This is a genomic window from Nocardia sp. NPDC004573 (genome assembly GCF_053602135.1).
In genome coordinates, this window is sequence record NZ_JBSGDA010000006.1 from 283,404 (window position 1) to 301,103 (window position 17,700).

Below are 17,700 nucleotides of genomic sequence, written 5' to 3' on the forward strand. Positions count from 1 at the left end.
CGGGAACTGGGCAGATGGCTCCGGAGGATCGGAGGCAACGATGCGAGTGGTGATCCAGCAACCGCACAGCATTCGGCGAGATCTGGCCGTCTTGAGCCTGCTGATTCTGTTCGCCGTGCTGACCGTCGCCGTGCTGTTGCTGCCCGGCTCGATTCACTGATTCCGCTTTCCGCCGTGCCGGCGCGCGCTGCCGTGGGGGGCCCGGCGTGACCGCAGCGGCCGTCTTGTTCTCCGAACCGGGTGCCCGGTGGCGTGCGGTGGCCTACGGGCCGATCCTGTGCCTGGCCGTTCTCGTTCTCGAACTCGTCACCGGCGGTGACGTGCATTGGTTCGCCCTGCTGTTCTGTGCCGCGCTGATCGCGGGTTTCGTGGCGCTGCAGGTGGTGGCGGGCAAGCGGCACGTCAGCGTGGAGCTGACTACGGAGACCCTGCGCTCGGGCGCCGAGTCGCTGCCCTTGAGCTCGATCGCGGAGGTTCTTCCCGAGCGTGACGAGGACTCCTGGGACGAGCAGGAGTGGGAGTCGGCCAGGGCGCTCGGTGAGCTGACCGGCGTGCCCCGCCGCCGCACCGGCATCGGATTGCGGCTGGCCGACGGCGGCTTGGTGCAGGCGTGGGCCAGAGACCACAAGGCGCTGCGCACGGCGTTGACCGACGCCGTCCAGCGCAGTTCGGACGGAGTGGACCGTTGAGGCGCTGGATCGTCGCGGTGCTCGTGGAAGTGGATCTGCTCGTGCTCGCCCTGGTCGGGGCGGCGCTGAGCGCGCACGCGGGCGTGCGCACCACCGACTTCGGGCCCTCCGGCGACGCCCCCGGCTTCACCGCCACCCGCTACGTCGGCCCCTGGTGGCTGCTGGCCGCGGTGCTCGTCGCGGTGGCAGGTGTGCTGGCCATCGACGCCGCGGCCCGGCTCGTGCGCGGGCTCCGGAGCGCCGAGGCCGGGCGCTGATCGGCGCGAGTCCGCTTGCCGCCGTTTGATCCCGCGGTGCGCGGGAACGCCCAGCACATGAAACCAACTGTCCAGCGAACACTTTTCGGTGCGGTGGCGGCCGGTGTGATCGGCGCGGCCGCGGCCGTACCAGCCACCGCGTCCGCCGAAACCGTTCCGGGAACGCCTGTTCCGGGGACACCGGTTTTCGCGGCGACACCGCCCGCGCCGTTGCTACACGCGCTGCCCACGCCGTTGGCGTGCCTGGTGACCACCGGGTTCGCCAAGTTCTGCCTCGGTCTGACGTAGCCACGGATTGCCTGCGAACCGCTGCGGACGGCGCGCGAACGCGTTACCGTGCAACCGCGCGCCGTCGGGCGCAGGACGTCGCCGACCGCGTGCTTTGGCTGGAATGGCCCTGGGGCAGTTAGTATTTCGGCCGTAGTTCGGAATGTGTGTCGATGAAGGATAGTGTTCGATGAACCGGTTCGCCGTGAAGATCTGTGCCGCGTTTGCCGTGGCCGCCGCCCTCGGGATGGGAGCCGCGCCCGCGGGCGCGACCCCGGGATTGCCGTTGGAGGATGCGAGCCCGGTCGACGCGCCGATCCTCGTGCCGGATTCCGGTTCCGCGGGCCCCTACAACGGGTTCATGTGCGTCCTGCACACCATGTCGGCGCAGGTTCCCTGCATGTACGCCTGATCTCCAAGCCCGCGCCCGGTCAGTTCCAGTGCTGGTAGACGTCCAGCACGCGGCCGTTCCGGGTACCGGGCGCGTTCAGGTAGACGGTGACCGTCCCATCCGGATGGCCCGCGGCCTCGAGCACCACTTGGCGCAGCGTCGCGTGCACCGCGCCGCGGTCGTCGCGATAGATCTCCGAGTCGCTCTTCAGCCCGGCACCGATCCGGTTGGGCGGGACGAACATGGTGACCACGGCGGGAATCGGGCCGCCGGCCAGCGCGGTGGTCATCGTGTGGTCCAGCGGGATGGCCAGTCGCGCCTCGTCGAGTTGATCGAGCGGCTGCGCGGCGGCGGACCCGGCGCCGAGTACCGCTGCGGCTCCCGCGACGACCGCGAGCACACCCACGCTGACGATGGCAATCCGCATGCAGACCCTCCCGGATGATGGACGAATGTGAGCTGAGACTACGCACCGGCAACCGTCCAGCGATCGAAATCCGCGCGAACCCCACCTCGGCGTGTTGCCGGACGGCTGCGGCCTGCATCACTGCACTACACCCTGTCGTCAAACGGATTTTTCGGTGCTGAGAGACTGGAACGCGTGAGTTCTTCTCCGCGCGTGACCAGTGCGACTGTGCCGGTTTCCGCTCACCTCTTCGACCGGGCGAGTTCGGTGATTCCGGGTGGCGTCAACTCCCCGGTGCGGGCATTTCGATCCGTCGGCGGCACACCGCGATTCATCGCCTCGGCCGACGGCTGCACACTCGTCGACGCCGACGGCAACGAGTACGTGGACCTGGTCTGCTCCTGGGGGCCGATGATCCTCGGTCACGCGCATCCCGCGGTCGTCGAGGCGGTACGCCGCGCGGCGAGCGGCGGCCTGTCCTTCGGCGCGCCGACCGAGGCCGAGATCGAACTCGCCGAGGAGATCGTGCGCCGGGTCGCGCCGGTGGAGCGGGTACGACTGGTGAACTCCGGCACCGAGGCCACCATGAGCGCGGTCCGGCTGGCCCGCGGCTACACCGGGCGCACCAAGATCATCAAGTTCGCCGGTTGCTATCACGGCCATGTCGACGCCCTGCTCGCGGACGCGGGCTCCGGTGTCGCCACGCTCGGACTGCCCACCTCCCCGGGCGTCACGGGCGCGCAGGCGGCCGACACCATCGTCCTGCCCTACAACGACCTCGACGCCGTCGCCGCCGCGTTCGCCGCGAACCCCGGCGACATCGCCTGCGTGATCACCGAGGCGGCGGCGGGCAACATGGGCGCGGTCGCGCCGCTGCCCGGATTCAACGCGGGCCTGCGCGCACTGACCGCCGAGCACGGGGCACTGCTCGTCATGGACGAGGTGATGACCGGTTTCCGGGTCAGCAGCGCGGGCTGGTTCGGCCGGGAAGGCGTCGCGGGCGACCTCTACACCTTCGGCAAGGTGATGAGCGGCGGCCTGCCCGCGGCCGCGTTCGGCGGACGCGCCGAGATCATGAACCACCTCGCGCCGCTCGGGCCGGTCTACCAGGCCGGGACGCTGTCCGGTAACCCGGTCGCGGTGGCCGCGGGCCTGGCCACACTGCGAGCGGCCGATGAGGCGGTCTATGCCGCGCTGGATCGCAACGCCCAACGGCTCGGCGAACTGTTCTCCTCGGCGCTGACCGCCGCGGGGGTCGGGCACCAAGTTCAGTTCGCGGGCAATATGGTGAGCGTGTTCTTCGCCGAACGCCCGGTCACCGACTACGCCGCCGCCAAGGCGAGCGAGACCTGGCGCTACCCAGCGTTCTTCCACGCCCTGCTCGACGGTGGCGTGTACGCGCCGCCGAGCGCGTTCGAAGCGTGGTTCGTCTCCGCGGCGCTCGACGAGGACGCGTTCGACCGTATCGCTGCCGCCCTGCCCGCCGCCGCGCACGCGGCGGCGGCCGCCACCCCCGAAGGATCCCGCGCGTGACCTCCGACCTCGATCAGCCCGATGCCGACCAGCGCGAGCCGGCCCAGCCGTCCGCCGAGCCGGACGTGACCGCGACGAACGGCGCGGCCGCTGTCGCGTCGGTCATCGACCAGGTCGCCGAGGCGACCGTGATCGACGCGGGCGTGCAGTTCGCCGCCGCGAGCGCCGCCAGGACCGCTACCACCGACGCCGTCGCGTCCAGCCTGGTCGATGCGGGCGCTCACTTCGCCGCGGCCGCCGGCGCCCAGGCCCGCAAGGACGCCGAGGCCGCGCCCGCCGAGAACGAGAGCTCCGCGCCCGACCCGGTCGAGCGCGCCGACAGCCGGGCCGGCGCCGAGCGGGTGCACGACGGCGGCACGGCTCCCGTCGAGACAATCGTGCACGTGCTGCGGCATGGCGAGGTGCACAACCCCAACGGCATCCTCTACGGCCGCCTGCCCGGCTTCAGCCTTTCGGTGGCGGGGCGCGCGCAGGCCGCTGCGGTCGCGCGCACCCTGGCCGATCACGACATCGCGCTGGTCATCGCGTCGCCGTTGCAGCGTGCCCAGGAGACCGCCGAACCGATCGCCGCGCAGCACGACGTCATCGTGCGCACCGACGAGAACCTCATCGAGGCGGGCAACACCTTCGAGGGCCTGCGCGTCTCGGTCGGCGACGGCGCGCTGCGCAAGCCGCGGCATTGGTGGAAGCTGCGCGATCCGTTCACCCCGTCCTGGGGCGAGCCCTATCTGCAGATCGCGCACCGCATGCTGGCGGCGGTGAACAAAGCCAGGGTCGAAGCGGCCGGGCGGGAGGCGGTGCTGGTCTCCCACCAGTTACCGGTGTGGACGCTGCGGCGGTTCCTACAGGGGCAGCGCCTCTGGCACGACCCGCGCCATCGGCAGTGCTCGCTCGCGTCGCTGACCTCACTGGTCTACCACGGCGACACGCTCGTCGACATCGTCTACTCCGAGCCCGCGGGCGGTTCGGACCCCTCGATCCACGGCGCATGATGCATCGCACCGCGTTCTCCTTCCCGCCCTCGGCGCGCGCCGGGCGGATGCTGCCGGTTCTGCTCGCGTGCGTGGCGCTGATCGCCGCGCTCGCGGGTTGTTCGACCGGTTCGGACGCGGTGGCCACGGGCGGCACCTTCGAATTCGTCTCGCCCGGCGGCAAGACCGACATCCGCTACGACCCGCCCGCCGCGCGCGGCACCATCGGCAGATTAGCCGGTCCGGATCTGATGACGGCGGGCAAGACCACGTCGGTCGAGGACTACGCGGGCAAGGTCGTGGTGCTCAACCTGTGGGGGCAGTGGTGCGGTCCGTGTCGCGCCGAGGCGCCCGCCTTGGAGCAGGTCTACGAGGCGACGAAGGACAAAGGCGTCGCCTTCCTGGGGATCAACGTCCGCGATCCGCAACAGGACAAGGCCCAAGATTTCGTGGTCGACAACAAGGTCGGCTACCCGTCCATCTACGACCCGTCGATGCGCACGCTCTTGGCGCTCGGCGGGAACTTCCCAACCAGTGTCATCCCCACCACTCTCGTCCTCGACCGGCAACACCGGGTCGCCGCGGTCTTCCTGCGGTCCCTGCTCGCCGAGGATCTGCAGCCAGTGGTCGAAAGTATCGCCGCGGAGGAACAACAGTGAATCGCGACCGTCGTACCCGCCACCTGCGTGCCTGTCGGCCACGGCAGGGCGCCCGACGCATCGGCGGCGGATGGGCCGTCGACGACCGGTGGGCGGGTATCGCCACCGTGCCGCGCAGCGTCGCGGCGGAGTCCTTGCTCGACTTCGCCGTGTTCGAGGAGCCACAGGCCACCGAGCGGACGGTAGCGCCGCGCCGTGGCGCCGGACGAGCGCCGGAGGAAACGCCGGAGGACTCGGTGTGACCCTTCCGCGCACCGCGCCGCGCATCGGTGAGGGCCTGTGATGGTGCTCGCCGGAGTCGGTGATTCGTTCCAGCAGACGGCGTCTTCCGGGCCGCTGCTGCTGGCGCTCGGCGCGTGCCTGCTCGCGGGTCTGGTGTCGTTCGCGTCGCCGTGCGTGGTGCCGCTCGTGCCGGGATACCTGTCCTACCTGGCCGGACTGGTCGGCGCCGAGGCGCCGCCCGCCACCGTCGCGGAGGCCACCGGGACCCGCCGCGCGACCGTGGCCGCGGCGGCGCGACTGCGCTCAGGACGGATGCGCGTCGCCGGCGCGGCGGGCTTGTTCGTCGCCGGTTTCACGGTGGTTTTCGTGCTCGCGACCGCGACGGTGTTCGGCGTCATCCAGACCCTCAACGTCAATCGGGAGCTGCTGCAACGTATCGGCGGCGTGGTGACGATCCTGATGGGCCTGGTCTTCATCGGCCTGGTGCCAGCGTTGCAGCGCGACACCCGGATGGAACCGCGCAGGCTCACCAGCCTCATGGGCGCACCGCTGCTGGGCGGGGTGTTCGCGCTCGGCTGGACACCGTGTCTGGGACCGACGCTGTCCGGTGTCATGGCGGTGGCCGCGGGCACCGACGGGACGACAGCGGTGCGCGGGGTCGCGCTGATCGTCGCCTACTGTCTGGGGCTCGGTCTGCCGTTCGTCGTGCTCGCGTTCGGGTCGGCGAGCGCGTTGCGGGGTGTGGGCTGGCTGCGCCGTAATTCCCGCACCATCCAGATCATCGGGGGCATGTTGCTCGTCGCGGTCGGCGCCGCGCTGGTCACCGGGGCGTGGGACCAGTTCGTCGCCTGGGTGCGCGACGCGTTCGTCTCCGAGGTGACCTTGCCGATATGACCGTGACCGATCACCCTGCGATCGAAAGCCCCGAACAGCCGCCGCGCCAATCCGTCGCCGGACGGGCGTTGGCGTTCCTGCGCAATACCTGGCGCGGGCTCACCAGCATGCGCACCGCCCTGGTGCTGCTGTTCCTGCTCGCGCTGGCGGCGATTCCTGGGGCGCTGCTGCCGCAGCGCAACCTCAACGAGCAGAAGGTCGAACAGTACATCGCCGACCGGCCCACGCTCGGTCCGTGGATGGACCGTTTCGAGCTGTTCGACGTGTTCTCCAGTTTCTGGTTCACGGCCGTCTATGTGCTGCTGTTCATCTCGCTGGTCGGTTGCATCCTGCCGCGCACGTTCGATCACTACCGCGCGCTGCGCACCCCGCCGGTGCGCGCGCCGCGCAACCTGACCAGGCTGCCGCATCACTATTCGGGGCGGGTGGAGCGCTCGCCGCAGGAGCTGATCGATCACGCCCGCGCCCAGCTGCGCGGATGGCGCAGCGAGGTTCGCCCCGGCCCCCGCGAGGGGGAACTGGCGCTGTCGGCGGAGAAGGGCTACTCCCGTGAGCTCGGCAACCTGGTGTTCCATCTCGCGCTGGTCGGACTGCTGATCGCCATCGCCGCCGGCAAGCTGTTCGGCTACGAGGGCAGCGTCATCGTCCTGGCGAACAACGGCCCCGGCTTCTGCACCACCTCGCCCGCGGTGTTCGACTCGTTCAAGGCGGGCAACGTCAACGACGGCACCGGCATGACCCCGCTCTGCGTGCGGGTGAAGGATTTCCGAGCCGACTACCTGACCAACGGGCAGGCCGAGATGTTCACCGCGAACCTCGCCTACCAGGCGGGCGAAGACCTGCGGACGAACACTTGGCGCGACACTCAGGTGCAGGTCAACCACCCGCTGCGGGTCGCAGGTGACCGGCTCTACCTGCAAGGGCACGGCTACGCTCCGACCTTCACCGTCACCTTCCCGAACGGTCGGACCCGAACCGAATCCATCCAGTGGCGTCCCGACGACGCCTCGACGTTCCTGTCCAGCGGTGTGCTGCGGATCGACCCGCCCGGGGGTATGTACGCGACCGACGAGGAGCGCCGCAAGAACCAGATCGCGATCGAAGGGCTGTTCGCGCCCACGGCGCTGTTCCACGGATCCTTGCTGAGTTCGGCGTTTCCCGCGATGAACGATCCCGCCGTCGCGGTCGACGTCTACCGCGGGGACACCGGCCTGGACACCGGGAAGCCGCAGTCGTTGTTCGCCCTGGATCCCGAGCAGGTCAAGCAGGGCCGGCTGACCAAGGAGGCCAGGGTCAATCTCCGTCCCGGTGAATCGACCACGCTGCCGAACGGCACCAAGGTCACCTTCGACGGCGCGCAGGAGTTCGTGAACCTTCAGGTGTCGCACGACCCCGCACAGCAGTGGGTGCTGGTCAGCGCGCTGCTGATGATGGCGGGCCTGCTGGTGTCGCTGCTGATCAAGCGTCGCCGGATCTGGGTGCGGGTCTACCCGGCCGAGGACACAGCCGGTACCGTTGACCAACGACGCACTGTAGTAGAGATGGGCGGGCTCGCCCGGACCGACCAGGCGGGCTGGGGCGGCGAGTTCGATCGGCTGCGCGCCCGCCTGCTCGACCAGCCCGCCGAGACCACGGGAGAGTGACGATGCCGATCGACGAGACCATCGCCAGGTACAGCGATTTCGCCTTCAAGACGGCGATCGTGGTGTACGCGCTGGTGCTGGTGCTGCTGATCTGGCAGTACGCGACGGCCCGCAGCCGCCAGGTCAGCGAGCGCGAACTGGTGACCGTGGGCGGCGGATCGACACCGCGGGGGCCCGGCCGGATCGTCGAGCCCGCGCGGCGGCCGCTGTCGGAGCGGCTGGGGAACATGGCGTTCTCGGTGCTGATGGTCGCCATCGCGCTCCACGTCGGCGCGATCGTCCTGCGCGGTTTCGCGACCCACCGTTTCCCGCTGGGCAACATGTACGAGTTCGTCACCATGGCCACGGCCGCCGCCGTGCTGGTCGGGCTCCTGCTGCTGCGGGAGCAGCGCTACCGCGCCATGTGGGCGTTCCTGCTGGTTCCGGTGCTGATCCTGCTGTTCCTCGCGGGGACGGTGCTCTACGCCGACGCCGCGCCCGTGGTGCCCGCGTTGAAGTCGTTCTGGTTGCCGGTGCACGTCACCATCGTCAGCGTCGGCAGCGGCGTGTTCCTTTTCGCGGGTGTGGCGAGCATGCTGTTCCTCTACCGCCTGCGTCAGCCGGATGGTCAGGAGTCGGACAACGTCCTCGGCGCCATCGCCCGCCGCCTGCCCGACGCCCGCACCCTGGACCGCCTGGCCTACAAGGCCACCATCATCGGCTTCCCGCTGTTCGGCGCGGGCGTCATCCTCGGCGCCATCTGGGCCGAAGCCGCCTGGGGTCGTTTCTGGGGCTGGGACCCGAAGGAAACCTGCTCCTTCATCGCCTGGGTCCTCTACGCCGCCTACCTGCACGCCCGCGCCACTTCCGGCTGGCGCGACACCAAGGCCGCCTGGATCAACATCGCCGCCTTCGTCGCGATGCTGTTCAACTTGTTCATCATCAACATGGTGATCAGCGGGTTGCACTCGTATGCGGGATTGAACTGATAGGGCTTGACCAGCGCTTTCGTACGTGTGGCGCGCTATTCGGCTTGGTCGCTCGCGTCGTCGGTACGCAGTGAGTACGCAGTAGTGCCGAGGCGGGCCTCGAGTACGCCGCCGACCGCTGTCCGCGTCGTCTCATCGGCATCCGGCCACAAGTGGGCGTAGTAGCGCAAGCGCTTGCCGCGACGAGGTGACGCGGCCCGGCTGCGGGGTTCATGGGCAGCCGGGTGCTGCCGTTCGGTTCTCGTCGCGGACGTGGGATAGATGGATGCCGAAGAAGGCGCTGAGTGTGTGGTGTTGAACGGCCAGGCTGTAGGCAGGATCGATGGCGCCGACGAACCCTGCTGCGGCACCGCCCAGCTGGGGGAGCAAGATTTGGTAGTCGGTGTAGCTGAAGTGTTCACCGTCGGCCAGGTGAACTCGGCAGAGCGGCCCGCGGTGATGGCGGAGGAACTGTTGCCATGAGGCGTCGGTGTCGAGGCTGTGGTCGCCGGCGCTCATCAGCAGGAACGGCCGGTCCAAGCCTTCGTCGGCGGCTCGGCCGAAGTCGCGGGCGGATTGGGAGTAGGCCATACTGCCGTCGAGATCGGCGCCCGCGCTGATGCGCTGGTCGGCGAGCATGGTCTCGGCGGTGGTGAATCCGCCGCCGGAGTGACCGAACATGCCGATCCTGGAGAGATCGAGAGCTGTGTTCAGCCCGGCCGGTAGGGCCCCGCCGTCGGCGTCGCGGTGTGCGCCGGCCGCCAGCAGTTCCAGCTGGTCCAGGACGAACCGGATGTCCGCGATGCGGGTGGTGATCAAGCGTTTGGAGACGTCGATGGTGGGCGCCGGGAGGGCTTTGCGCGCGACGCGGCCGCCGGGGAATTCGACGGCTTCGGCTTCGTGGGTGTGGTCGATCGCTACGACGATGTAGCCGTCGCTGGCCAGTTGTTCCATTTGCGTGGTGCCGTGTGAGCGCGACAGGGTCGCCCCCGGCGAGTACAGCAGGACCGGCCGGCGGCCGTCGGCCGCAGGCGCGCCCAGACCGGAGTGGGTGGGGAAGCGGTAGTCGAGCAGGTTCGGCTCGACGCCAAGTTTGCCGGCATCGGTTGCGGCTACGGCTTCGGCGACCCCAGCGGCCATGTACGGCGCTTTCGGCTCGGTGTTCGGCTGCGCCGGATAGCGCACGGTGACCATCAACTCCCGCACGCCCTCGGGTACCCACGGATCTACCCGGCTCGGGTCGATCAGGTGCAGCTCGGCGCTACCGACCGGATACGGGCCGGTCGGTGCGGGCAGGCCCAAACGAACCGGCTCCGCGGACGCGGCGGCGGGTACACCGGCCAACGCCAAGGCGATCACGAGCGCGCTGACCCGGAGCAGCAGGGAAGTAGCAGTCACACACGAGAACATAGAACCGCAAGCGCTGCGCATACATCGGGGCGATCACCCGTACCGACCCTGAGGTCCGGAGGGATTTGTCGATCAAGCCTGCGCCACCCCGGTTCGACTTGACCTCAACCATTATCGAGGTTTAATTATCGAGGAATGAGCATTCTGTTCCACAACACCATGCGGATAACCGACGGTCATCTCGAACAGTTCAAGGAGGCCGTGCAGCGGGCGGTGGCGTTCGTCGCAGAGCATGGCCCGCAGCTGATGGTGCAGGTCTTTCTCGACGAAGACCGCGGGCTTGCACACAGTTTCCAGCTCTATCGTGACTCGGAGGCAGTGCTCGCGCACTGGAAGTTGTCCGATCCCTACATCCAGGATGTGATGGAGCACTGCAGTATTCAGTCGTTCGAGACCTACGGCGAGATGTCCGACGAGGTGCTCGACGGGCTGCGTGCTGGACCCGTCGGCGAGGTGACGGTACGGCGAGCGCTCACCGGCTTTACTCGATTCTGACCGTCCGTACGGTAGCCACGAACCGCCCCTCACACACCTAGGGCTACAGCCTTCGCCCGGAGTTGCGTGCCACACCTCGTCGGCAACATCCGATGTTCGGCGGGACGCTGGCAGGGTGTCAGCGGCGGCAACCGGCCGCCTGCGGGGAATCGCAACTGGCCGTACGCAGGAACTTCGCGGTGGCCACTGACAGGGCTCGGGCGGTGGGCGCGTCGTGCGCGGCCTTCGGCGCGTGGCGGTCCGCACTGGCCGTTACCATTGCGGCATGTCGGTGCCACACATCGAGCGGCCGGAACTTCCCCAGTCGATGACTTGGGAGGAGTTGGAGCGGCTTCCCGACGAGATCGCGCAGCAGATCGAGTTGTGGGACGGTCGAGTGGTCTGGGTGCGTCGCGGGCCCGGCGAACATCAGGTCTTCACACGTCGCCTGACGAACTCGCTGGAGCGCTGCGCGCGGAAGTCGATGTCCGACGAGCCGGAACACTGCTGGCGGGTCACCTTCGAAACCAACGTGTTCCTAGGTCCTACTGGGAAGTCCAACTTCCTGACGCCGGACTTCCTTGTCCACCGCTGTCTCGAATCCCCCTATCAGGACGTGCGGGGGAGTGATGTCGTACTGGTCGGCGAAGTCTTGTCCCCGTCCAACTCGCAGACGGACATCGAAGCAAAAAAGGGACGCTATGCCACCGCCGGGATCCCTTGGTACTGGGAGGTGACCCTGGCCCGCGAGGTCAGCGAGATCGCCACCGTTCGCGCTTATGGCCTCGACATCGGCCATGTGCAGCTTCCGGGCCGGGTGCGCCCGCTCCGTGCCGCCAATTACATCCTCGCCGCCGAGTGGACCCACCAGAATCCGGATGGGATCGAAGTCGAGGCACCCTTCCCGATCAGCATCCCCTGGACCGAACTCGAATACTGACGGAGGTGTTCCCGCCATCCTCCGTACGCGATCCCGGTTGCCTGGACCGGGCAGGGATAGCGCTCGGGGATGCGGAACGTCGGATCAGCCGCAATATCAATGCGGCCCGCCAGTGTGCGGGCCGCACGTCGTCGCCTTGCTCGGTCACATGATCCCCGGCCCGATCAGCCGGGAGTGAGGTCGGTGGGGAGTACCCGAATCGAGGTTGCTGTGGCCGCCGGGGGCCGGGCTGTCCTGCGGGACGCAAACCAGGTTGGGCCCGGAACAGGTGGTTACGGTGGCGTCCTGACCGGCTTGGGCCACTCCTGCGGTCACCACGCCGATGCCGAGTAGGGCGGGTATCGCCGCGATCGCCAAAGCGCGGGTTGATCGATGCCTGCGGTGGGTCGAGCGCTGGTCCGTCGTCATGCGGGCTCCTTCGTGTTCGTGTCGCGGGACGATCCCGCTGTCGAGGTGACGCGGTAAAGCCTCATCGACGCCGGATCCCGCCGAAAGGACACCAAGGGTGCCCGGCAGTGCACCCGTGCGGTACGCCGATTCCGCCAAGGTGGGGTTGCGGCCCAGATCCTCCGCCGGTTTGTCAGCGGCCTCCTTGGAGGAACGTGAAGCCCGTCACGGTCTCGTCGAGGGAGAACGCCACGTAGACGATTTGCTTGACGCGGAACTCGAGCCGGGCGGTTACAGGGCGAGCATGGCGGCAGCGACCTGGTCGGCTGCGGCATGGCGCAGAGCGGTGCCGATGTCGTCGAGCACGAGCAGTCGCGCCCCGGGGATTTCGGCGGCGAGGACCGCACCGTTGCCGACCGGGAAGAACGGGTCTGCGCGACCGTGCACCACGAGCGTGGGCACGTCGAGTTCCCCGAGCCGCTCCCGCCAGCGTGGGGCGCAGTCGATCCGGGAGAACACCATCCCGAGCTGGTTCGCCTGGTGCACCGCGGGATCGCTCGACGGTGTCCGGTCCCAGATTCGGGCCGCCGTCGCCCGCGCCTGCTGCGGATCGTTGCCCATCGGCTCGGCGCCCTCGGCGGCGAACGCCGCGACAGCATTTCGGTCGGTCCAGTCCGGCTGTGGGCGGGAGAACAGCGCGCCCATGACCGCGCTGTCGTGGTCGGGCAGGTCCTCGTCGACCGGGCCCGGCGCCACCGGCCGGGTGCCGACGAGAGTGAGTGCGGAGAACATGTCCGGGTGGTCCAGCGCGGCGATCTGAGCGACCATCCCGCCGACGCCGACCCCACCGAGGTGGGCGGTCCCGGCGCCGAGCACCTCGACCAGCGCAGCCGCGTCGGCGGCGAGATCGCGCAGGTCGTATCCCGGGTTCTCCGGGTCGAGGGTCGTCGACGCGCCGGAGTCACGCAGGTCGTAGCGGACCACCCGCCGCCCGCCCGAGGCGAGCCGCTCGCACAGCGCGTCGGGCCAGGACAACATTGTCGTGCCACCGACCAGCAGGATCAGCGGATCGTCCTCGCGGCCGAAGCTCTCGATGCCCAGATCGACACCGTTCGCCCGCACCGACGTCATGCCCACCCGAAACGGTCCCATGCCTGAACTCCTGTCTGCCGGTATCTCCAGAGGTGTTGACGACAGGTTCACCCCAAAGTCATCGGTGCAGCCGAGACCGCGTCCACACTCCCGCAATCGCCCCGAACCCGACAACAGCGGGTTGTCCCGCCTGAATGCTCGCGGTATGCCATATCGCCACAACTGGCCGCTCGCGGGGAGTCGCAACTGGCCGTACTCGGGAACTCCCGGTGGCCGCTGACACCGGTTGGACACCGACAACCCGCGACAGCCGAATCCGACATCCCCACGTTCCCGGTTACAGCCCTACGCGAAACCGTGGAAGGTCACGCCCGTTCGGCCCGAACAGGCAGGGCTTCTAGAGGGTGTTCGACGAGTCACCGACGGCCACTCGGTGACGTCGAATCGTAGAGGACCGGCCGGCGGGCGAGGTCGCCGGTGCGGGCCAGCGGCGCCAATTCCCAGCACATCCGCAGGACTTCGCTTGCGCCATCGCGAGGCCCTGCGGTGTTCTACACCGGTTCGGCCCAGAATCCAGCCCTATCGATCACGATGACGCATGGCTGGTTGAGCACCCCCACCTTGTAAACGGCCTCGCTGAGGTGGGTCGACATCAGAACCATCCACGTCTTCCACGGCGTGCTCTCGCCGGTCGGTGTTCCAGCTTTCGCTGCGAGGCGCGCGTAGTAGTCGCGGAGTTCCTGGTCGCTGAACCGGAACTCGACGGTGGGAACCACCGGCGATTCGCCTACAGCCGTGAGTAGCAGCCGACCTGCGCTGTCGCGGCCGATCCGGTATCCCCACTCGTTACCGGCACGAACCACCGAATCGGTGAGTTCATCCAGATCGGGATCAGACTTTTCCACCACAGGCTCCTCCCGGGTAGGCGGTGATGACCTTGCCTTTCTCGTTCACGATCACGGTGGGCTGAACCGTCTTGGCTATCGCTCCCGTGGCACGGTTGACGAGATAAATCTGCCCCGTGTAACAGTACTTGCCGCTCCCAACCGAGCCATGCCAGTCGGGTGCGTCGTGAGCTTTGGCGATAGCCATGTCGGTGATGTCCCTCCAATTGCGACCTTCGATTCCCGCGAGGCCTTCCCACTCGCTCATGTGCCTCTGCTGGATGTGCCGATAACCTGATTCTTCGTCCCCACACAGCAGTTTCCAGTCGCCGAAGGTTGTGACGACCTTGTCCGCGGGCGAGCTGATTCCGCACGCTCCCCAAGGGAATGACGCTTGAGCCGGTGGGCTTTGGATCGCCCCACCGATCAGGCTGAACACCACTGCTGCGGCGACTATCAATGCATGTGTCTTCATCTCAACCCCCACGTAGTCGCACCGGACCGGTGCCTATCTGAAATGTCGTTGCTTCTCCAGTGATGGCGGGTCAGCGCCCGAGACGGCTCCATCGCCGCAGCGGGTGGCGCAACATCCTGACTGCCGAATTCATTGCTTTTCAACATGATTTGACGCATCCGCCACGGTTTCGGTTCCCTGGGTTCCCCGAGTGACTCGGTCGCTTCTCTGGCCCAGTCGGCGGGCACCGGCTGGCCTGTTCAGGATTCGAGGTAGAGCCGTTCGTTGGGGAGGCGGGGGAGGCCGGTGGGGTTGCCGGGGAGGACGGTTACCGCGCCGGGGCGGTGGCGAGCGTTCCAGTCCTGGATGAACACCAGGGCGGCGGTCAGGCATGCGGCGAAGTCCATCCGCTGGTCGTGCAGGTAGACCGAAAGGTGGACGTCGGGTTCTTCTGTGTGCGGAGACTGGGCGAGACCGGTCATGAGGCTGTCAACGGGTTCGTTGGTGGCGTGATCGCTCCGCGAGCAGGCACGCGCGCACCGCTTCCACCACCAGCCGCCCCGACGGTCGGTAGGTGTCGCGGGGCGCTTCGAGCCATGCGCGATACGCGGTGTCGCTGTCGGCCGGGGAAGGGAGTGCGATCAACCCGCCGTCGCGGATCACCTTCACTCGATCCCGGAACAGGCCCGCGAAGGCTCGAGGGTCGTCGGGCAGATCAGGTCGCACCAGAAAGGTCCAGGTCCCCGAATGCGGGTGCGTGATGATCGGGCCGAGGCCATAGCCGCCGCTTCGTAAGCGGTCTGTCACTGCCCGGCCCAACGGCTCGGGTACCGATACACCCCAGACCATCGAACCCGCCCGCATCACGATCCGGCCGAGGGCTTCGGGGTCTACCTCGGCCGGGAGCTGACAGACCAGCCTGTAGAAAGCGCACCGCCCGTTCGGTGTGGTCGGATCGAAACCGCTTATGCCCGCTGCGCTCATCCCTGCACCTCTGCGTCTTCGGCGCCGCCGGGCACTGTCGGCGTCGGGTACAGCGAGCGGCCGAGCATCACGTGCCCCGGCATGATCACGCTGCACACCCGCGTGAACTCGGCCGGGACCGACCCGCCCAGATGCGCCATCCCAGGGACGATCACCGCACCCGCGCGGGCCACGTGCACCATCTCGAGCACGTTCGCTGCCGTGACCAGCGGCGCAGTGTCCGGCGCAATCACGTACGTGGCAACCAGCGTGTACCGGTGGCGACGTGCCGGCATCGCAACCGTTGTATGTGCCAACGCGCCGGGCAACGGTATCGACTCGTCTTTCAAATACGCCGCGATCCGTCGCAATTCGGCGATCCCCGCCGAATAGAACCCCTGCCGACTGCTCGCATCCATCCCCTGCGCCTCCCTGCCATCCGATTGGAAAGCACCCGACGCCGAGGGCATCGACCCCAGCCGGCGGCCATCACCGCGCTGGCGGCCGAGAGGAAATCGGCCCGCTCACCCCGGCGTCGGGGCCGGTGACAGCGTCACAGTCCGAGAAGCCCCGCAACAATGGCACTCTCGGTGAGTGGCCCGATGAAGTGCCATCAGGCCATCGAAACTTGTTGTAAGGCTTAGTATTCGAGGTGAATCAAATCGGCGAGGGACCGCATCTCCGGGGTAAGGGTGCGTCGTCTGGCGATGATCCGGCCGAGTAGTTCCTTCGCGTACCGCTGTTCGATCAACCACGGGCGCGCCTCGCGGGACAGCTGGACCAGGACGTCGAACGCGGTGTCGTAGCTTCGAAGTTCGATGTGTGCCGCGGCGACATCGAGCAGGTGTCTGTTGCGGTTGTCGGACGTCGGCCGCAACCCTGGCGGCACCTGTCGGGCCAGTCGTAACGCGAGGTCGGGACGGTCGTCCACGATGGCGTTCTCGACCCGCTTCATGGCGACCGTGGCGGGCCCGAATGTCGTCCAGTATTGGTGATAGCTTCCCGAATCGCGTTTCAGCGCGGCCGCTGCCGCGTTGGCGAGCCGCATCATGTCGTCCGCCTCATCCGGCCGGTTGTCTCGTATCGCCGCCGCTGAGCCGCGCAAGAGTAACCACCCCCAGGTCGACAGTTCTCGGGTTGTGGCCACGGACAGTCGCGGCTCGATCCGATCTGCCCACGACGCGGCCAAGGTGCGGACTTGGCCGAACTGTCGTTCCACAAGTAGGAGCCAGCACAGAGTGATCACCGCCGACGCTGCGTCGAGCACGTTCCCGGTCGATTCCGCATCCCGCAGCGACTGATCGAGCGCGGTTTTCGCGGATTGGAGTTGCCGCGTCTGGACCATCACCGACCCGGCCAGTTGCAGAATCCGGGATCGCATGAGCGGCGAAGCGGCGCGCCCGTCGAGTATCAGGTGGGGAAGCAGTCGGCTCAACTGGTCGTACTCGTTGTCGTGGTAGAGCTTCACCGCGGTGACAAGTGACTCGTTCATGCTCCGTTCTGGAGGCGTTTCGGCCGCTTGTCCATCTGCGATCGAAAGGAGAGCCCGCCGCGTGGGAAGCCAGGCTTCTCCGTTTTCGGTCTCGGGGCGGTAGGGGTCCGGACCGAGAAGCGCAGACAGCGGGCAACTCATCGCCACGGCCAGTCGTCGAAGTGTCTGCACGCGAGTGTCGTCGCGCTCGCCCTGTTCGATCTTGCGAATCAGTGAGAGCGATACCCCTGAACTCAGTGCGAGTTCACGTTGCGTCAGACCGCTCCGCTTGCGAACCGATCGCAAGCGTTCCCCGAGATCGGTGCTCATGGCCCGAGGCTACGGGAGCTCTCGGTTCTCGTCAGGCCGTGTCGGCATGAATTGTGCGGGTGATCGAAGCGAGTCGAATCGCGAGCGGACGCGCCGAGTCGCCGTCGGCACCTGTCCCGATGGCATGCCCTGACCCGGGGGCTGCGCGAAGCCCTGCGTGGAGATCCGCCTGCGGGAAAGACCACCTCGGCGGTCCGCTGGAGACGTGGCCGAACGATTCGCCTGATCGGGATGACTCGGGCGGATTCCTTGCGTTTCCGCTCGCTGTCCGGCGTGTCGCTGAAGGTTTGCTCGTTGCGTCCGATTTGAATGCAGGCTGGCTGATCGACGAATGCCGCCAACTACCCGTGGAGGTCGAGGCCGTGATCAGGCAGGTTCTTTCCGCCGACAGCAGGCGCGGTGGTGTCCGGGTCCTC

The 17,700-nt window shown here is 68.0% G+C and carries 23 protein-coding genes and 1 pseudogene; 13 read left to right on the forward strand and 11 right to left on the reverse strand.

What is annotated here, in order from left to right; genetic code table 11:
• The first annotated feature begins 206 nt into the window (after window positions 1-206).
• The 4 genes from ACWEKR_RS12910 (at window position 207) to ACWEKR_RS12925 (ending at window position 1,625) form a co-directional block, all read left to right on the forward strand.
• Window positions 207-689, forward strand: a complete 483-nt coding sequence (locus ACWEKR_RS12910; RefSeq protein WP_452354637.1) for a hypothetical protein — start codon at window positions 207-209, stop codon at window positions 687-689.
• Window positions 686-946: a hypothetical protein gene (locus ACWEKR_RS12915; RefSeq protein ID WP_195084116.1), complete on the forward strand. Its 261-nt coding sequence runs from the start codon at window positions 686-688 to the stop codon at window positions 944-946. Before ACWEKR_RS12910 ends, ACWEKR_RS12915 begins: the two co-directional genes overlap by 4 nt.
• A gap of 57 nt (window positions 947-1,003) precedes the next feature.
• On the forward strand, window positions 1,004-1,234 hold the full coding sequence (locus tag ACWEKR_RS12920; protein ID WP_452354638.1) for a hypothetical protein: 231 nt from the start codon (window positions 1,004-1,006) through the stop codon (window positions 1,232-1,234).
• A gap of 169 nt (window positions 1,235-1,403) precedes the next feature.
• On the forward strand, window positions 1,404-1,625 hold the full coding sequence (locus ACWEKR_RS12925; protein ID WP_281875781.1) for a hypothetical protein: 222 nt from the start codon (window positions 1,404-1,406) through the stop codon (window positions 1,623-1,625).
• Window positions 1,626-1,644: 19 nt separating this feature from the next.
• On the opposite strand, the gene ACWEKR_RS12930 is transcribed toward ACWEKR_RS12925, so the two are convergent.
• Entirely contained in the window at window positions 1,645-2,031 is a 387-nt protein-coding gene (locus ACWEKR_RS12930; protein ID WP_452354639.1) for a hypothetical protein, read from the reverse strand.
• 192 nt (window positions 2,032-2,223) lie between these two features.
• Here ACWEKR_RS12930 and hemL point away from each other — a divergent pair, with 192 nt between their 5' ends.
• The 7 genes from hemL to ccsB all read left to right on the forward strand — a co-directional run bounded on the left by hemL (window position 2,224) and on the right by ccsB (window position 8,900).
• Window positions 2,224-3,543 (forward strand): glutamate-1-semialdehyde 2,1-aminomutase, encoded by a 1,320-nt coding sequence (hemL, locus tag ACWEKR_RS12935; RefSeq protein WP_452354640.1) that lies wholly within the window; start codon window positions 2,224-2,226, stop codon window positions 3,541-3,543.
• A gap of 341 nt (window positions 3,544-3,884) precedes the next feature.
• Window positions 3,885-4,535, forward strand: coding sequence for a histidine phosphatase family protein (locus ACWEKR_RS12940; RefSeq protein WP_195084488.1), 651 nt, complete (start codon window positions 3,885-3,887; stop codon window positions 4,533-4,535).
• 47 nt (window positions 4,536-4,582) lie between these two features.
• A complete protein-coding gene (locus ACWEKR_RS12945) occupies window positions 4,583-5,173 on the forward strand; it encodes a TlpA disulfide reductase family protein (RefSeq protein ID WP_228829327.1) in 591 nt (196 codons plus the stop codon).
• On the forward strand, window positions 5,170-5,415 hold the full coding sequence (locus tag ACWEKR_RS12950) for a hypothetical protein (protein ID WP_195084110.1): 246 nt from the start codon (window positions 5,170-5,172) through the stop codon (window positions 5,413-5,415). Before ACWEKR_RS12945 ends, ACWEKR_RS12950 begins: the two co-directional genes overlap by 4 nt.
• A gap of 40 nt (window positions 5,416-5,455) precedes the next feature.
• Window positions 5,456-6,289 (forward strand): cytochrome c biogenesis CcdA family protein, encoded by an 834-nt coding sequence (locus tag ACWEKR_RS12955; protein WP_452354691.1) that lies wholly within the window; start codon window positions 5,456-5,458, stop codon window positions 6,287-6,289.
• Window positions 6,286-7,932: a cytochrome c biogenesis protein ResB gene (gene resB / locus ACWEKR_RS12960; protein ID WP_452354641.1), complete on the forward strand. Its 1,647-nt coding sequence runs from the start codon at window positions 6,286-6,288 to the stop codon at window positions 7,930-7,932. The genes ACWEKR_RS12955 and resB overlap by 4 nt, the downstream gene beginning before the upstream one ends.
• A gap of 2 nt (window positions 7,933-7,934) precedes the next feature.
• Complete coding sequence (ccsB, locus tag ACWEKR_RS12965) at window positions 7,935-8,900, forward strand: c-type cytochrome biogenesis protein CcsB (RefSeq protein ID WP_452354642.1); 966 nt, start codon at window positions 7,935-7,937, stop codon at window positions 8,898-8,900.
• A gap of 210 nt (window positions 8,901-9,110) precedes the next feature.
• On the opposite strand, the gene ACWEKR_RS12970 is transcribed toward ccsB, so the two are convergent.
• The gene (locus ACWEKR_RS12970) at window positions 9,111-10,277 is read right to left on the reverse strand and encodes an alpha/beta hydrolase family protein (protein WP_452354643.1); all 1,167 of its coding nucleotides are present in this window, start codon (window positions 10,275-10,277) and stop codon (window positions 9,111-9,113) included.
• Window positions 10,278-10,424: 147 nt separating this feature from the next.
• Between ACWEKR_RS12970 and ACWEKR_RS12975 the strand changes: the two genes are divergently transcribed.
• Window positions 10,425-10,784, forward strand: coding sequence for a hypothetical protein (locus ACWEKR_RS12975; RefSeq protein WP_452354644.1), 360 nt, complete (start codon window positions 10,425-10,427; stop codon window positions 10,782-10,784).
• A gap of 265 nt (window positions 10,785-11,049) precedes the next feature.
• Window positions 11,050-11,703 (forward strand): Uma2 family endonuclease, encoded by a 654-nt coding sequence (locus ACWEKR_RS12980; RefSeq protein WP_452354645.1) that lies wholly within the window; start codon window positions 11,050-11,052, stop codon window positions 11,701-11,703.
• A 144-nt stretch (window positions 11,704-11,847) separates the two neighbouring features.
• Here ACWEKR_RS12980 and ACWEKR_RS12985 read toward each other — a convergent pair whose 3' ends face one another.
• From ACWEKR_RS12985 to ACWEKR_RS13025, 9 genes and pseudogenes are all read right to left on the reverse strand, one after another.
• Complete coding sequence (locus ACWEKR_RS12985; RefSeq protein WP_452354646.1) at window positions 11,848-12,111, reverse strand: hypothetical protein; 264 nt, start codon at window positions 12,109-12,111, stop codon at window positions 11,848-11,850.
• A gap of 270 nt (window positions 12,112-12,381) precedes the next feature.
• Window positions 12,382-13,221 (reverse strand): alpha/beta fold hydrolase, encoded by an 840-nt coding sequence (locus tag ACWEKR_RS12990; RefSeq protein ID WP_452354692.1) that lies wholly within the window; start codon window positions 13,219-13,221, stop codon window positions 12,382-12,384.
• 512 nt (window positions 13,222-13,733) lie between these two features.
• Window positions 13,734-14,087, reverse strand: coding sequence for a hypothetical protein (locus tag ACWEKR_RS12995; RefSeq protein WP_452354647.1), 354 nt, complete (start codon window positions 14,085-14,087; stop codon window positions 13,734-13,736).
• On the reverse strand, window positions 14,074-14,541 hold the full coding sequence (locus ACWEKR_RS13000; protein WP_452354648.1) for a hypothetical protein: 468 nt from the start codon (window positions 14,539-14,541) through the stop codon (window positions 14,074-14,076). Before ACWEKR_RS13000 ends, ACWEKR_RS12995 begins: the two co-directional genes overlap by 14 nt.
• 239 nt (window positions 14,542-14,780) lie before the next feature.
• Window positions 14,781-15,002 carry a hypothetical protein gene (locus ACWEKR_RS13005; protein WP_452354649.1) on the reverse strand — a complete coding sequence of 74 codons (222 nt, stop codon included), beginning with the start codon at window positions 15,000-15,002 and terminating at the stop codon, window positions 14,781-14,783.
• Window positions 15,003-15,009: 7 nt separating this feature from the next.
• A complete protein-coding gene (locus ACWEKR_RS13010; RefSeq protein WP_452354650.1) occupies window positions 15,010-15,504 on the reverse strand; it encodes a DNA-directed RNA polymerase subunit beta in 495 nt (164 codons plus the stop codon).
• Complete coding sequence (locus ACWEKR_RS13015; protein WP_452354651.1) at window positions 15,501-15,953, reverse strand: hypothetical protein; 453 nt, start codon at window positions 15,951-15,953, stop codon at window positions 15,501-15,503. The genes ACWEKR_RS13010 and ACWEKR_RS13015 overlap by 4 nt, the downstream gene beginning before the upstream one ends.
• Before the next feature lie 170 nt (window positions 15,954-16,123).
• Window positions 16,124-16,975 carry a hypothetical protein gene (locus tag ACWEKR_RS13020; protein WP_452354698.1) on the reverse strand — a complete coding sequence of 284 codons (852 nt, stop codon included), beginning with the start codon at window positions 16,973-16,975 and terminating at the stop codon, window positions 16,124-16,126.
• A gap of 135 nt (window positions 16,976-17,110) precedes the next feature.
• Window positions 17,111-17,284: pseudogene (locus ACWEKR_RS13025) on the reverse strand (helix-turn-helix transcriptional regulator); the annotation flags it as partial.
• Window positions 17,285-17,700: the final 416 nt, after the last annotated feature.

Excerpts from the sequence above, each read along its gene's own strand:
- ACWEKR_RS12930 (WP_452354639.1), bottom strand. The coding sequence starts at position 2,031 with ATGCGGATTGCCATCGTCAGCGTGGGTGTGCTCGCGGTCGTCGCGGGA.
- ACWEKR_RS13020 (WP_452354698.1), bottom strand. The coding sequence starts at position 16,975 with ATGAACGAGTCACTTGTCACCGCGGTGAAGCTCTACCACGACAACGAG.
- ACWEKR_RS13015 (WP_452354651.1), bottom strand. The coding sequence starts at position 15,953 with ATGCCCTCGGCGTCGGGTGCTTTCCAATCGGATGGCAGGGAGGCGCAG.
- ACWEKR_RS12990 (WP_452354692.1), bottom strand. The coding sequence starts at position 13,221 with ATGACGTCGGTGCGGGCGAACGGTGTCGATCTGGGCATCGAGAGCTTC.
- ACWEKR_RS12985 (WP_452354646.1), bottom strand. The coding sequence starts at position 12,111 with ATGACGACGGACCAGCGCTCGACCCACCGCAGGCATCGATCAACCCGC.
- ccsB (WP_452354642.1), top strand. The coding sequence starts at position 7,935 with ATGCCGATCGACGAGACCATCGCCAGGTACAGCGATTTCGCCTTCAAG.
- ACWEKR_RS12920 (WP_452354638.1), top strand. The coding sequence starts at position 1,004 with ATGAAACCAACTGTCCAGCGAACACTTTTCGGTGCGGTGGCGGCCGGT.
- ACWEKR_RS13005 (WP_452354649.1), bottom strand. The coding sequence starts at position 15,002 with ATGACCGGTCTCGCCCAGTCTCCGCACACAGAAGAACCCGACGTCCAC.
- resB (WP_452354641.1), top strand. The coding sequence starts at position 6,286 with ATGACCGTGACCGATCACCCTGCGATCGAAAGCCCCGAACAGCCGCCG.
- ACWEKR_RS12980 (WP_452354645.1), top strand. The coding sequence starts at position 11,050 with ATGTCGGTGCCACACATCGAGCGGCCGGAACTTCCCCAGTCGATGACT.
- ACWEKR_RS12975 (WP_452354644.1), top strand. The coding sequence starts at position 10,425 with ATGAGCATTCTGTTCCACAACACCATGCGGATAACCGACGGTCATCTC.
- ACWEKR_RS12955 (WP_452354691.1), top strand. The coding sequence starts at position 5,456 with ATGGTGCTCGCCGGAGTCGGTGATTCGTTCCAGCAGACGGCGTCTTCC.
- ACWEKR_RS13000 (WP_452354648.1), bottom strand. The coding sequence starts at position 14,541 with ATGAAGACACATGCATTGATAGTCGCCGCAGCAGTGGTGTTCAGCCTG.
- ACWEKR_RS13010 (WP_452354650.1), bottom strand. The coding sequence starts at position 15,504 with ATGAGCGCAGCGGGCATAAGCGGTTTCGATCCGACCACACCGAACGGG.
- ACWEKR_RS12945 (WP_228829327.1), top strand. The coding sequence starts at position 4,583 with ATGCTGCCGGTTCTGCTCGCGTGCGTGGCGCTGATCGCCGCGCTCGCG.
- ACWEKR_RS12925 (WP_281875781.1), top strand. The coding sequence starts at position 1,404 with ATGAACCGGTTCGCCGTGAAGATCTGTGCCGCGTTTGCCGTGGCCGCC.